The 14,316-nt window shown below is 31.9% G+C and carries 15 protein-coding genes; 12 read left to right on the top strand and 3 right to left on the bottom strand.

Annotated features, from left to right (window positions below):
* The first annotated feature begins 1 nt into the window (after nucleotide 1).
* Complete coding sequence (locus J2Z44_RS00640) at nucleotides 2-640, top strand: thiamine diphosphokinase (protein WP_021284676.1); 639 nt, start codon at nucleotides 2-4, stop codon at nucleotides 638-640.
* Between the two features lie 91 nt (nucleotides 641-731).
* The gene (locus tag J2Z44_RS00635; RefSeq protein ID WP_021284677.1) at nucleotides 732-896 is read left to right on the top strand and encodes a hypothetical protein; all 165 of its coding nucleotides are present in this window, start codon (nucleotides 732-734) and stop codon (nucleotides 894-896) included.
* Between the two features lie 285 nt (nucleotides 897-1,181).
* Here J2Z44_RS00635 and rpmB read toward each other — a convergent pair whose 3' ends face one another.
* Nucleotides 1,182-1,373 carry a 50S ribosomal protein L28 gene (rpmB, locus tag J2Z44_RS00630; protein ID WP_017414544.1) on the bottom strand — a complete coding sequence of 64 codons (192 nt, stop codon included), beginning with the start codon at nucleotides 1,371-1,373 and terminating at the stop codon, nucleotides 1,182-1,184.
* Between the two features lie 198 nt (nucleotides 1,374-1,571).
* Here rpmB and J2Z44_RS00625 point away from each other — a divergent pair, with 198 nt between their 5' ends.
* The 6 genes from J2Z44_RS00625 to J2Z44_RS00600 are packed head-to-tail and all read left to right on the top strand — an operon-like array spanning nucleotide 1,572 to nucleotide 7,302.
* On the top strand, nucleotides 1,572-1,922 hold the full coding sequence (locus J2Z44_RS00625; protein ID WP_021284678.1) for an Asp23/Gls24 family envelope stress response protein: 351 nt from the start codon (nucleotides 1,572-1,574) through the stop codon (nucleotides 1,920-1,922).
* A 12-nt stretch (nucleotides 1,923-1,934) separates the two neighbouring features.
* Nucleotides 1,935-3,593, top strand: coding sequence for a DAK2 domain-containing protein (locus tag J2Z44_RS00620; RefSeq protein WP_021284679.1), 1,659 nt, complete (start codon nucleotides 1,935-1,937; stop codon nucleotides 3,591-3,593).
* A 46-nt stretch (nucleotides 3,594-3,639) separates the two neighbouring features.
* Nucleotides 3,640-5,673, top strand: coding sequence for an ATP-dependent DNA helicase RecG (gene recG / locus J2Z44_RS00615; protein WP_021284680.1), 2,034 nt, complete (start codon nucleotides 3,640-3,642; stop codon nucleotides 5,671-5,673).
* A 20-nt stretch (nucleotides 5,674-5,693) separates the two neighbouring features.
* Nucleotides 5,694-6,251, top strand: a complete 558-nt coding sequence (rsmD, locus tag J2Z44_RS00610) for a 16S rRNA (guanine(966)-N(2))-methyltransferase RsmD (protein WP_021284681.1) — start codon at nucleotides 5,694-5,696, stop codon at nucleotides 6,249-6,251.
* A gap of 1 nt (nucleotide 6,252) precedes the next feature.
* Nucleotides 6,253-6,747, top strand: coding sequence for a pantetheine-phosphate adenylyltransferase (gene coaD / locus J2Z44_RS00605; RefSeq protein WP_021284682.1), 495 nt, complete (start codon nucleotides 6,253-6,255; stop codon nucleotides 6,745-6,747).
* Nucleotides 6,748-7,302, top strand: a complete 555-nt coding sequence (locus J2Z44_RS00600; RefSeq protein WP_021284683.1) for an ATP synthase subunit B family protein — start codon at nucleotides 6,748-6,750, stop codon at nucleotides 7,300-7,302.
* A gap of 2 nt (nucleotides 7,303-7,304) precedes the next feature.
* On the opposite strand, the gene ylbJ is transcribed toward J2Z44_RS00600, so the two are convergent.
* Together ylbJ and J2Z44_RS00590 are read right to left on the bottom strand one after the other, a co-directional pair.
* A complete protein-coding gene (gene ylbJ, locus J2Z44_RS00595) occupies nucleotides 7,305-8,480 on the bottom strand; it encodes a sporulation integral membrane protein YlbJ (RefSeq protein ID WP_021284684.1) in 1,176 nt (391 codons plus the stop codon).
* Nucleotides 8,481-8,906: 426 nt separating this feature from the next.
* Complete coding sequence (locus tag J2Z44_RS00590; protein WP_021284685.1) at nucleotides 8,907-10,145, bottom strand: nucleotidyltransferase; 1,239 nt, start codon at nucleotides 10,143-10,145, stop codon at nucleotides 8,907-8,909.
* A 527-nt stretch (nucleotides 10,146-10,672) separates the two neighbouring features.
* Here J2Z44_RS00590 and J2Z44_RS00585 point away from each other — a divergent pair.
* The 4 genes from J2Z44_RS00585 (at nucleotide 10,673) to plsX (ending at nucleotide 14,279) form a co-directional block, all read left to right on the top strand.
* Nucleotides 10,673-11,869, top strand: a complete 1,197-nt coding sequence (locus tag J2Z44_RS00585; protein WP_021284686.1) for an acetate/propionate family kinase — start codon at nucleotides 10,673-10,675, stop codon at nucleotides 11,867-11,869.
* Nucleotides 11,870-12,335: 466 nt separating this feature from the next.
* Complete coding sequence (locus J2Z44_RS00580; RefSeq protein ID WP_021284687.1) at nucleotides 12,336-12,836, top strand: YceD family protein; 501 nt, start codon at nucleotides 12,336-12,338, stop codon at nucleotides 12,834-12,836.
* 12 nt (nucleotides 12,837-12,848) lie between these two features.
* Nucleotides 12,849-13,031, top strand: a complete 183-nt coding sequence (gene rpmF / locus J2Z44_RS00575) for a 50S ribosomal protein L32 (protein ID WP_021284688.1) — start codon at nucleotides 12,849-12,851, stop codon at nucleotides 13,029-13,031.
* A gap of 243 nt (nucleotides 13,032-13,274) precedes the next feature.
* Nucleotides 13,275-14,279 (top strand): phosphate acyltransferase PlsX, encoded by a 1,005-nt coding sequence (gene plsX / locus J2Z44_RS00570; protein WP_021284689.1) that lies wholly within the window; start codon nucleotides 13,275-13,277, stop codon nucleotides 14,277-14,279.
* Nucleotides 14,280-14,316 lie beyond the last annotated feature (37 nt).

Here is a 14,316-nt window from a genome sequence, read left to right as displayed (position 1 = left end):
TATGAGGGTAGTTATAATAGGCGGAGGAGAGGCTCCTAGTGAAAAACTGATAGAAAGATATTTAGGGGAGAATTCAATTACTATTGCAGCAGACAGTGGAGCAGATATATTATACAACTATGGGATTAAACCTGACTATTTATTAGGAGATTTTGACTCTATAGCTTCTCATGTGTTAGAAGAAATGAAGTCTTATTGTAACATCATTAACTTTCCAATAGATAAGGACTATACAGATAGTGATTTGGCATTACAGAAAGCTCATGAACTTGGTGCTTCAGAGGTAGTTTTTCTTGGATGTACAGGAAAAAGACTAGATCATTTTCTAGGCAATATTTGTGTGCTATATAGAGCCTTAAAGCTAGGGATAAAGGCATATATTGTAGATGAGTATAATGTAATTTACTTAACAGATAGGCCTATTATTTTAGAAGGTAATGAAGGTGATGGTTTTTCACTTCTTAGCTATTTTGAAGATGTTGAAGAACTAACTATAAAGGGCGCTAGATATCCCCTAGAAAACTTTAATTTATCTACAGATAATAATTTAACTTTATCTAATAAATTTAAGGAAAATAGAGTGGAAATAGAGTTTAAAAAAGGAGTATTAATGGTAATGCTCTCAAAAGATAAAGTGTAGCTACAGAGCTGCACTTTTTTTTATTTAAGCAGTGTCAAAAAACACACTTTCTCATATATTGATATAAAAAGTATTCATGGGGGAAAAGAATATGTCAAGATTTTGTGGGAGGAGAACAAGAAAGAAAATTGGTACAGTAGTAGCTGCCATTGGATTAGGAATTGTATTAGCTATGGTTATTCCCTTTTGGGGATGGATAATGGCCATGGGTGGTGTGATTATAGTAGCAGGATGGAAGATAATGGAAAATAATTAAACATAAATATAAAGGGAGGAATACAATGACAATAAAAGTTATCAAACTGCCCAAGTTCTTATCAAAAATAGTAAGACTATTTATGAAGAAACAACATATGTAAATGAAATTAGCAAGGATATACCTTGCTAATTTCATTTCACCTTAATCTAAAAAAGTCCCCCAACTTATTAGTAAGGGACTTTTTTAGATTAAACTTAAGTCTTTTAGTTATCTAATAAAATAACTGTATGTACGTTATAATAATAAAAAAATGCAACAAACTAGAGTTGCATTTTTTTATGACTAAACTGCACGCTGAACTTTACCTGAACGTAAGCATCTTGTACAAACGTGGATAGTTTTAGGTGAACCTTTAACGATTGCTTTAACCCTTTTTAGGTTTGGAGCAAATGTTCTTTTTGATTGGCGGTGTGAGTGGCTGAACTGAGCTCCTGCAACTACGCCTTTATCACATATATCACATCTTCTTGACATTTAATACACCTCCTTAAAGTCACCAAGAATATTGTTCTAAATCAAACATAAACTATTTTAACATAATTGTTATAATACTTGCAAGTATTAAGTAAAATAATTAGTGTATGTACTTTAGTATTATGTACATATTTTGTTGAATTAATTGGCAATTTAATATAAAATAAGGTTAAGGCATAATTAAGGAGGAATTTTTATATGAAAGCTAGCATAACCACTGAAATAGGTAATGTACTTTATTCTGAAGAAGTTTTAGCAAATATAGCTGGAATATCAACTATGGAGTGTTATGGAGTTGTTGGTATGGCTTCTAAGAATGCAAAAGATGGATTATGGGAGTTATTAAAAGCTGAAAACCTTAGAAAAGGGGTTAAAATCATTTCTAAAGGCGAATCAATAGCTATTGAATTATATATAATAGTAGAATATGGAACAAAAATCTCTGTAATTGCAAATAACATAATACAAAAAGTTAGATACAATGTTGAAAACTTTACAGGTATTAAAGTTTCACAGGTTACAGTAAATGTTCAAGGTGTGAGAGTTTAGGAGGTAACAACATTGAAATACTTAAAAATAAGCGGACATGATTTTTGCAACATGGTAAGAAATGCCTCTAACAAATTAGAAGAGCAAAAGGAATATGTAAATTCATTAAATGTATTCCCAGTACCAGACGGAGATACTGGAACAAATATGTCATTAACCTTTAAATCAGCAGTAACTGATATAGAAGGACTAGATAGCAAATCTATAGGAGAAGTTTCTAAGAGATTAGCTAAGGGAGCTTTAATGGGAGCAAGAGGTAACTCAGGAGTTATTCTTTCTCAAATTTTCAGAGGAATAGCAAAGGGGTTAGAAGGAAAGACAGAAGCTACCATTGAAGATATTAAAGCTAGTATGGTTGAAGGAGCAAACTTTGCCTACAAGGCAGTAATGAGACCAACCGAAGGTACAATCCTTACTATTATTAAAGCAGCAGGTGAAGCTGCAATGAGCAGTAATAGTGAAGATATAACTTCATTATTTGAGGATATTTGTAAGCATAGTAAAGTAATGCTAGATAAAACTCCAGAAATGCTTCCACAGTTAAAACAAGCAAAAGTTGTAGATGCTGGTGGAATGGGGTTATTAATACTTCTAAAAGGAATGCTACAAGCCTTAGTTGATGATTTAAAAGTAGAGTTATTTGGTGAAGGTGAAGTTAAAGAAGCTACAGCTCCTCAAGGAATTGAAGCTAATATAAACCCTGCTGATATTAAATTTGGGTATTGTACAGAGTTTATAATTTTAAGTGAAAAAGTAGACATTCCTAAGTTCAAAGTGGAGTTAGAAAAACGTGGGGACTCAATAGTTTTAGTAGGACTTGAAGATATAGTAAAGGTTCATATCCATACTAATGACCCAGGTGAAGTTTTATCCATAGCTGTTCAAATGGGAGAGTTATCTAAAATAAAAATTGATAATATGAGAGAGCAACACAGATCTCTATTAGAAGTAGATACAGAAGCTGAAAGAGCTACTGATGAAACAGAAGGTGAAAGTTTTAATGAGCCAGTAAAACCTTTTGGTTTTGTTACTGTAGCAAGAGGTGAAGGAATAAAAGCCATTTTTGAGGATTTAGGCGTTGACCAAGTAATAGAGGGTGGTCAAACTATGAATCCAAGTACTCAAGATATAGTTGATAGTATAAATAAGATTAATGCTGAAACTGTGTTTGTATTACCAAATAATAAAAATATTATTATGGCTGCAGAACAGGCTATAGGTTTAGTTGATGGTAAAACTGTAGTTGTTATACCAACTAAAACTATTCCTCAAGGAGTTACAGCAATAACTATGTTCAATGGTGAAACAAATATTGAGGAAAATAAAAACTTAATGATAGAAAGCTTATCTAATGTAACTTCAGGTGCAGTTACCTATGCAGTTAAGGATACTGAGGATAACGGAAGAACAATTAAAGAAGGTAACATTTTAGGGCTTTTAGAAGGAAAAATAAATGAAATAGGCACAGATATCTATGAAGTTTGTAAGGAGCTTATAGAAAGCATGGTGACTGAAGATAGCGAACTTATCACAATATTCTATGGTGAAGATTGTGAAGAAGAAAAAGTAGAAGAACTAGTTGCTGCTTTAGAGGAAAAATATCCTCATATGGACGTGCAATATTTTGATGGAAAACAACCATTATATTATTTTATTACATCTGTAGAATAAAAGCCTTAGGGCTTTTTTTCTATATATTTTTATTTGGAGTGATATTGTGAATATTTATGATGATGTGGGTTATTTGAAGGGTGTTGGCCCTAAAATGGCTGAAAAACTTAATAAGTGCGGAATATACACAATATTAGACCTGTTGTTGTATTTTCCAAGGGATTATGAATTTATTTCTGTAGCAAAAAACATAGAAGAGTTTAACGACAAGGATAAGGTTATAACAGAGGTTACCGTAGAGGGAATACTTAAAGATATAAGAACAAAAACAGGTAAAGTTTTATCTACTGTTATATTCAAAAGTGGAAACACTAAATTTAAGGGGATTTGGTTTAATCAGCCCTATGCCAAGAATAGCTTTAGACCAGATAGTAAATATATTATAAGTGGAAAAATCGATAAAAGTAATAAGGAAATGCACTTGAGTAATCCTAAGATTATGAGAAACATTACTTTAGATGATAATAAAATCCTGGCAAAATATTCTTTAAGGGATGATTTGACCAATAACTTTTTAAATAAAATTATTTCTGATGCTTTAGGACATATTAAAATTGTTGAAAATCTGCCCAAAATTATCATTGAGAAATATGAGTTTATATCTTTAGATCAGGCAATTAAAAATATACATAGTCCAAAGGACAGCAAAACTTTAAATGAAGCCAAGAAAAGGTTGAAATTTCAAGAGTTATTTACCTACTCATTGAAGATTCTTTTACTAAAACAGAGAAATAATAATGTAAAGGGAATAAGTTTTAAAATTGCTGAAGAGCTTAAAGTGCTAAAGGAAAGACTTCCTTTTCAGCTTACGGAGGCTCAATCAAGAGTGGTTAGAGAAATTCTTTTAGATCAAAAAAGGCCCTCTCCAATGAACCGATTAGTTCAAGGGGATGTAGGTAGCGGAAAAACTATAATTGCACTAATAACTATGTTTAATGTGATAAAAAATGGTTATCAGGTGGCAATGATGGCTCCTACAGAAATCCTAGCTAAACAACATTTTGCAGAGGCAGAAAAAATCTATAAGGATTTTGGAGTAAGGGTAAAACTTCTTACTGGTAGCACAACTGCAAAAAATAAGGATATAATTAAAAGTGAAGTAAAAGGTGGAGAAGTAGATATCCTTATTGGAACCCATGCTTTAATAGAAGAAGATGTGATTTTCGAAAATTTAGGCATGATAGTTACAGATGAACAACATAGGTTTGGCGTAGGTCAAAGAAGCAGGTTGAGCAATAAGGGAGAAAATATAGATGTGTTAGTAATGAGTGCTACACCTATACCTAGAACCCTATATCTGTATCTATATGGGGATTTAGATGTATCTATAGTAGATTCTCTTCCACCAGGACGAAAGCCAATTGATACTTATTATGTTAATAAAAATGAAAGCAACAAAGTTTATAATTTTGCTTTAAAGGAGATTGAACAGGGAAGACAGGTTTACGTTGTATGTCCTTTAGTAGAGGAAAATGAAGATATAAAGTTAACTTCAGTGGAGAACCTATATGAGGAACTAAAGGAAAAATACTTTAAGGATATAAATATTAGCATTCTTCATGGTAAAATGTCTAATAAGGATAAGAATGCAATTATGGATAGCTTTAAAAGTGGAGAAATAAAGGTTTTAATCTCTACCACTGTAATTGAAGTTGGAGTTAATGTACCAAATGCTACTTTGATGATTATTGAAAATGCTGAAAGATTTGGGTTATCACAGCTTCACCAGCTTAGGGGAAGAGTTGGAAGGGGAAGTCATAAATCTTACTGTATACTAATTGCAGAAATTAAAAGTGAAACTACTAGACGTAGAATGGAGATAATGAAAAACAGTAATGATGGGTTTTATATCGCAGAAGAAGATTTAAGAATCAGAGGCAGTGGAGAGATTTTTGGAATGAGACAATCAGGTGAAAATGGATTGCTGTTAGCAGATTTATCCACAGATTTTCAGCTATTTAAAATAGCAAATTTTGAAGCTAAGACCCTTCTTGAAAATAAGCAAGAAGAAGAACAGAAGGTTGTTGAAGAAATAATAAATAGCTTAGAGAGAAGCTCAAAGTATATTTGTTTTAATTAAGGTCGCAGAGGAGGAAGCACATGAGAGTAATAGCAGGTTTAGCAAAAGGAAAGAAGTTACTATCTCCAGAGGGTATGGGAACAAGACCTACCCTAGATAGAGTGAAAGAGTCAATTTTTAGCATTATTCAAAATAGAATCATGGATGCAGTGGTTTTAGACCAATTTGCAGGAACAGGGAGCTTAGGTCTTGAGGCTGTAAGTAGAGGAGCAAAGGAGTGTCACTCAATTGATAAGGGAGATACTACCTTTGGGTATTTAAAGCAAAATATTATTAATTTAAAATTTGAAGATAAGTGTAAGTGCTACAAAGGTGATTGCTATAGATATTTAGAAGAGTTTGGAAAGGCAGGTAAGGTTTTTGATCTTATTTTTATAGATCCTCCCTATGCTAAAGAGATGATTCCACCATCCATTGAACTTATAACAAAGCATAAGTTACTTCACAGTGAAGGGTTAATTGTAACAAAAATTGATTCTGGTGAAGAAATATATGAGGGTGATGGAAATATTATTCTAATAGACAAAAGAAAATATGGAAATACAACAGTGTGTTTCTATGAGCATAAGGAGATATAAAATGACAAGAGCAGTTTATCCAGGAAGTTTTGACCCAATAACAAATGGACACTTAGATATTATAAAAAGATCATCACATGTATTTGATGAGGTTGTTGTAGCTGTATCAATTAACCCTAATAAAAAATGTTGGTTTGATATTGATGAAAGAGTAGAACATATTCAGAGGGTAGTTGCAGGATTAAAAAATGTTAAGGTGAAAAGTCTTAGTGGATTACTTGTGGATTTTATGAATAATGAAGATATTGGGGTTATTGTTAAAGGATTAAGATCTATGTCAGACTTTGATTATGAGTTTCAGATGGCTCTTATGAACAAAAAACTTGATCACAAAAAAGAAACTGTGTTTATGATGACTAACACTAAGTATTCCTATTTAAGTTCTACAGCTATTAAGCAAGTAGCTTTGTTCAAAGGATGCTTAGAGGGGTTAGTTCCTAAGGAGTTAGAAAGTGAGATAAGAGAAAGAGCAAAACAATTTGAGGGGGAATTATAGATGGAGGTATTAGATTTATTAGATTTTCTTGAGCAAAATATTCAAATGGCATCGAAAAACTTAGTAGGTAAGGTTTCTATTAATAAAAAGGAGGTATTACAAACTATAACCGAAATTAGAAATTATTTACCTGATGAGTTTTCAGAGGCAAAAAATATTGTGGAAAAAAGAGAAAGAATAATTAATGAAGCTAAAAGAGAAGCTGAAGAAATTATAGAAAGAGCAAGAAGAAGAGCACAAGATGAGTATGAAAATTCAGATATATTAATGGCTGCAAAGCAAGCTGCTAATGAAATAGTTGAAGAAGCAAAAAAAGAAGCTAAAGAAATAAAAACTGAAGCTACAATGCAGGCCAAGGAAATTAAGTATGGGGTAATGAATTATGCAGATGGCACTTTAAGTCATCTACAAAAGGAAATAGATCTTGTGAGTGAGCAATCCTTAATAAACATAAAAAAAGAAATGGAAGCTATGCTTATAAGTATACATAAGCAAATAGCAGGAACCACTTCTACAATTAGGGAAAATATTAAAGAATTAGGGAACTCTAATTAAAATTAGGAAACTCTAATTAAAGCTTTTAATCTGTCTATAATAATTGGCAAAGCTATTAAGAAGATAATGCCTATTAAAAAGGGTGACAATGAAGAAGCTCTAGAATATCCATCTAAGAAAACATCTTCAGTCATATGGATAAAACCTATATTACATATAACAAAAGTTACTACAGAGGCTATTATACCTTGGAGTACTTTTAATACTATATATTTGTTTATTGACACTTTGTGTTTATAAACTAAAGAATAGACCTGAGATGTAATTGAAAGACCGCTAAAGGCAATTAAAAAGCTGCTGATTATAAGCTTAGAGTTATTGGAAAGGGCAGATACTGCAATTAAATTGCAGCCGTTAGTAACTTCTAATATTCCAAGGGAAAAGCTTTGAAGAATTTCTATAGGCAGAGAGGTATACTTTGATACATATATTAGAGCAAGGTTGAAATAACCATTGCTCTTTATTATGTTTATAAGTACAGAGAATATAACAACAAAGCTTCCAATAGAAATACAGGTTTTTACCGCATCTTCCAAAGCATTTTTAAGAGCGATGCCAAAGTTTACACTAGCATGAGATACAGATTTAGCTACAGGTTTAGTACCTTTCCACTTGTATCTTCCGGGTAATATTAATCCCATTGCAATACAAGATAGTACATTTGAAATTATAAGAATATACCCTAGATATGGATGTCCCAGCATAGCAGTTCCTACAGAACCAATAATAAATAATGGACTTCCGTTGGTTGCAATGTTAAGGAGTCTTTCAAGAGTCTTATGATCAATAAGATTTTGTTCATATAACTCGGCAGCATATCTAGCACCTAAAGGGTAGCCGCAAAATACACTTACTAGCAATACTAGACTACATTCCTTAGGAAGTCCTAAAGGACGGCAGAGGATTGTTCCAAGCAGCCTAGAATAGATTTCAATTCCACCAAAGGAGATAATCAAATTTACTATAACTAGAAAGGGAAACAGAGAAGGGAAAACTGCATTAAAAAATAGTTTTGCTCCAGCAATGGTAAAGCCAATACATTGCTTTGGATTTAGTACAATATAGATTATCATCAAGGAGCATATAAAGGTCAGCAATGCGTTTTTATCATGTTCTTTTAAAAGGAAGTAGACTAATGCAAATATGACTATTAAAGTTATAATTAATATTACCTTCATAGGATGCCTTCTTTCTTAAGGTATTTATTTTCATAAGGACAAGGAGTATATTAAAATATATTGTTTTATAGTAAGAGTTATGATAAAAAATAAGGGGTTGTTTCATAATACATAAAAGCCACAATAATAATAAAGACATGTATAATAGGAGATTTAATCCCTCTATTACACATGTCTTTATCAATATTAATTCTAATAATTACACTTTTGTCCAGTATTTTTTTGTAGACTTAGGCACCTTCAAAAAATAAATAAGTCAATCTGATCGTCTATTTTGTGCTATACTGCGTCAACAGAACCCTTTGATAGCCCCACTATCTGCGGAACCTGTTTCCTTGTCTGCACAAGCTTGCTTGTGAACACAAGCTTGCTTATGAACACAAAATAGCCTTCACATATTTGACCTGTTATTTATTTTCAGATGCCTTATTTAAGAATTAAAGGGCTTATTAAATAGTCGTCATTGTGGTTTACTCTACTATTTATTAAACTATAGGCCTTAGTAGATTGGAGGTCTAACTTTAAAGTAGTTGAAAGCTCCTTTGGTATCTTACTATAGAGAGGAATGCTGCTATTATCCTTAATGGATTTTAAAACAGATTTACCCTTTTCATTAAAACCTAATACTCTTGCATAGGGACAGGGCAGTGTTCTTAAGGTCTCAGTATCAAAACTATCAAAGCCAACAAAATATTGGCATAGTAATCTACTGATTCTGGTATAGGTGTATCTTTTGCTCTTTATAAAGTCAATAGCTGTATCATAGCAGTTGTTTTGAAGAATTCCCTTTATGATCTTACTATCCAAGCCTTCTGATACATCAGGGATTTTTGTAATATCTCCACCTTCTACAAGTGATTTGTACTTTATGTAGGGAAACATTTCTTCATAAAAAGTAAATGGATAGTTAGAAGCATGTAGTGTTTTTAAAAGTTCATAAACCTGGGTGGGCAGGTGAGAACTAAGGGTATCAATAGAATTTCTAGACTTTAAAAATTTTCTTATGGAAGTTGCGCTAGAGAAGATTGAGTTCAATTCATCACTGTTATAGGAAGCCCCTTCTCTTTTTAGAGTGAAAGGTTTCATATTACTATTAAGTTTTAGTAAGGCCTTTATATATTCTATGCCTAAAATATTATTAGGGGAATTTAAAATATCCTCTAACTGAGAAGAGTTTTCTATATCTAGGGTACTAAGTAGTGATTTGGCATTTAAATAGTTCATTATTCCATGAGTTCTAGCTTTAGGATAAACAGCGCCTTCCTTTAACTTATCCCTAAGACCTATTTTAAACTCTTCAGGCTCTTCATTTAGAATATGTGCTATTTCCTTTAATAAGCTCACATCACCATGTTCACTACCAAAACAAATTGAATCAACAACTCCGAGACTATCTAGTAGGCTTACGGCTCCAAAGGAGAAGAATTCTGCTGAGGATAAGCTGTATAATACAGGAAGTTCTATAACTAAATCAACTCCATTATGAAGAGCAGAAAGAGCTTTGTTCCACTTATCTATTACAGAGGGGATTCCCCTTTGATTAAAGCTACCACTCATTACAGCAATAAGTACATCACAGTTTGTTAATTCTTTAGTTTTATTTATATGGTAGACATGACCATTATGAAGAGGGTTATATTCCACCACAATTCCAGCTATTTTCATTTAATTCACTCCATTATGTATAAAAGTCATAATTATATAAGGAGAAACAACTTTTTCTAAACAAATTACTTATTGTTGAAGTTTATTCTCTATAATATTACATGAACCTATCATATATAATATTATCAATTTTGTATAGATTATAGGCTTCTAGAATAAAAAATATTTTATTTACTTAAAAAGCCTTAAGGAAATCAAGGGAGGTTTCATGTGTAAGTTAAGTGTTGAATTTCGTTCAGCATAATTAATAATATTACATAGGGTGAAATAATTTCGCATTTAAGGTTGAAAATTATGTATAAAAAGGGGTATATTAATAAGGGGAATTTATTAATTGTTTTTTACCACATAAAGAAGTTTTAAAGCAGATTAATATGGGAATAATAGTTACCTATACATGAATTATCTGAAAAAACAATTATTTGCCAAGTTATGCATAAGTATATTAAAATATAATACTGAGATGTAAATATTTTCACTATTATATTTAAAATAAATTTTAGTAACTTTTTAGAGGAGGAAATACAATGAAGGTATTAGTAATTAACTGTGGAAGTTCATCATTAAAATATCAGTTAATCAACATGGAAAATGAAGATTCACTAGCACAAGGATTAGTAGAGAGAATTGGGATCGAAGGATCAATCTTAACTCAAAAGGTTCCAGGAAAAGACAAATACATAATTGAGCAGCCAATGAAGGACCATACAGATGCTATAAAATTAGTTTTAGGTGCATTAATTGACGAAACTCATGGAGTTATTAAATCAATGGAAGAAATTTCTGCAGTAGGACACAGAGTTGTTCACGGTGGAGAAAAATATGCAACTTCTGTAGTAATCAATGATGATGTTATGGCTAGCTTAGAAGAGTGTGTTAAACTTGCACCACTTCACAATCCAGCAAACATAATAGGAATAAATGCTTGCAAGAACTTAATGCCAAGCACTCCAATGGTAGCTGTATTTGATACTGCTTTCCATCAAACAATGCCACAAGAAGCATATATGTATGCTCTACCATATGAATTATACACTAAACATGGAATAAGAAAATATGGTTTCCATGGAACATCACACAGATTTGTATCAGCACAATGCGCTGAAATGATGGGCAAAAACATAGAGGACTTAAAAATAATTACTTGCCATTTAGGAAATGGTGCAAGCTTATCAGCAGTTAAAAATGGAAAATCTGTAGAAACAAGCATGGGCTTTACACCACTTGAAGGTATAGCAATGGGAACAAGATGTGGAAATATTGACCCAGCTATAGTTACTTTCTTAATGAAAGAAGAAAACATGTCAGCTGATGACGTTAATAACTTAATGAATAAACAATCAGGTGTTTTAGGACTTTCAGGAGTAAGCAGTGACTTCAGAGATATTGAAAATGCAGTTAAAGAAGGAAATGAAAGAGCTAAACTTTCATTAGATGTTTACAACTACAAAGTAAGACAAATGATAGGTGCTTATGCAGCAGCTATGGGCGGAGTAGATGCAGTTGTATTTACAGCAGGTCTTGGTGAGAATGCTCCAGAAACAAGAAAAGATATCTGTGCTGGTTTAGAGTTCTTAGGAATAAAAATTGATGCAGAGAAAAACAATGTTAGAGGAAAAGCTGTAGACGTAAGTGCTGCAGATGCTACTGTTAAAGTATTTGTAATTCCAACAAACGAAGAATTAGTTATAGCTAGAGATACTCAAGAATTAACTTCAAAATAGGAATATTTTTCATGAACTTTTAAGGGCATAATCTGTATTATTCAGCTTCAGAAAACCTTAAAAGAGTGAATTTATACCCATGGATAAGTTAAATATACTCTTGTTTTGTTAGGGTATAGAGTATAAATAAATTGTTTTTAACAGGATAATTAAGCAATAAAGGGAACCAATTTTATTCATCTTTATTTGAATCTTAAATTGGGTTCCCTTACAGCTTTTTACGCAACTTAAAATAAAGTTTCATCTTGTAGCACTATAAATAAACCTTGACTTTTAGGTGTATACTTTATATAATAGTTTGTGTTTGAAATAGTAGATATTTTTACAATGAAATTAAGGAGGGACGTTGGAGCTTTGCTCAAGCTATGCAATGTTTTACTGTATTTATGTAACATGTTGCATTATATATAACTTTTTAGTTATATGAGAAAAAGCATAGTTTTGATGTTTTTTCAGAGCATTTATTATGAACATAGATGTTTCAGAATTAAAAGGTAAAAAGAATTCCAAAAGAAATATCAACGTTGTAATTGAGAAAGAAAGTTTCTATGATGGTACAGAAACTGTTATGGTTTCAAAACCCATAGAATTTAATGGAGTTATTCGTTTAGTTGGGGATATTTTTCATCTAAATGGGACAATAACTGCAGAATTATTACTTACATGCTCAAGATGTCTTAAAAAATTTCCATATTCCATCGAGATGGACATAAAAGAAAAATTATCTACTAGTGCAAGTAATGAAGAGAGTGAAATTATCTCAATTAAAAATGATAAGATAGACATTGATGAAATACTGGAAAACAATCTTATTATACAGTTGCCTGTTAAGAGATTATGTAGTGATAACTGTAAAGGGTTATGCCAACAGTGTGGGACGGACTTAAATGAAGGACAATGCTCCTGTGATACTGTAGATGTGGATCCAAGGTTGGCACAATTAAAAAACTTGTTTTCTAAAGCATAAGGAGGTGTAATTATGGGAAATCCTGCTAGAAGATTTTCAAAAGCAAGAAGAGACTCAAGAAGAGCTCAAACATTCAAACTAAGCTTACCAGGAATAGTTGAATGCCCTCAGTGCCATGAAATGAAACTTGCTCACAGAGTTTGCAAAAACTGTGGTTACTACAAAAATAGAGAAGTTGTTTCAACTGAGAAATAGAAAGAAAGTCATATGACTTTCTTTTATTTTTTTATGGAAATTTAGTTAAGGCTTAATATATAATATATTCATATAGGTTTCCATTATGAAAACTTAAAGTCTACATAGAAAATCTAATGAAAGTTTCTAATAACTATTATTTTAGTTATTTAACAAGGATTCCTAGCACGAGGAAGGTTAGAGCTTAAAAAAGTTTTCTGTTGGTCCTATAAATTTGTGTAATTAAATTTGAGAGGTTAAGATATGAGAGTTGTAGTAGATGGAATGGGCGGAGACTACTCACCACAAGCTGTAGTTGAAGGCTGTGTTTTAGCACAAAATGAGTACAATGTGGAAATTATAATTACAGGTCCAGAGGAATTAATTTTAAAGGAATTGGAAAAATACAGTTATAATAAGGAAAAAATTAAAATTGTAGATGCTAAAGAGGTAATAAGTCCTAATGAAGCGCCAGTAAAAGCTCTAAAAACAAAAAAAGACTCTTCTATGGTTAAAGCTCTTCAAATGGTTAGGGATAAAGAAGCAGATGCAATAATTTCTGCAGGAAGTACAGGGGCTTTCCTGGCAGGGTGTACTTTAATTGTAAAGCGAATTAAGGGGATTGATAGACCAACCCTTGCACCTATAATGCCAGGAAGAAAAGGAGCCTTTATGATAGCAGATGCCGGAGCAAATGCTGACTGCAAGCCTCATTATTTAGTTCAATTTGCTCACCTTGGTAAAGTATATTTTGAGAGTGTTTTGGGAATAAATAATCCAAGTATAGGATTAATAAATATCGGTGCTGAAGAAGAGAAGGGAAATGAACTTACTAAGGAAGCACATAAACTTTTAAAGGGGGAAAGCCTTAACTTTGTGGGAAATGTAGAACCACGTGATATTCCTACAGGAGAAGTTAATGTGTTAGTTTGTGACGGTTTTGTTGGTAATACTGCACTAAAGATGTATGAAGGAGTAGCTGGAAATATCCTTGATGAGTTAAAAGAAAAAATTATGGGCTCAACAAGGACAAAAATTGGAGGATTACTCTTAAAGCCAGTATTTAAAGCTTTTAAAAAACAGTATGATTATAAAGAATATGGTGGAGCAGCATTTTTAGGTGTCAATGGTATTTGTATAAAAGCCCATGGAAGCTCTGATGCTAAAGCTTTTAAAAATGCTATAAAACAAGCAAAAATATTTTATGATAACAAAGCTTTGGATAAAATGAAGGATATATTTGAAAATCAACAAGGAAATAATGAATAAAATATAATATAATTAGTATATTATATTAAAGTATTAA

Source organism: Clostridium punense, assembly GCF_017874425.1.
Taxonomy (GTDB): domain Bacteria; phylum Bacillota; class Clostridia; order Clostridiales; family Clostridiaceae; genus Clostridium_J; species Clostridium_J punense.
This window is presented reverse-complemented; position numbering and strand designations above follow the sequence as displayed.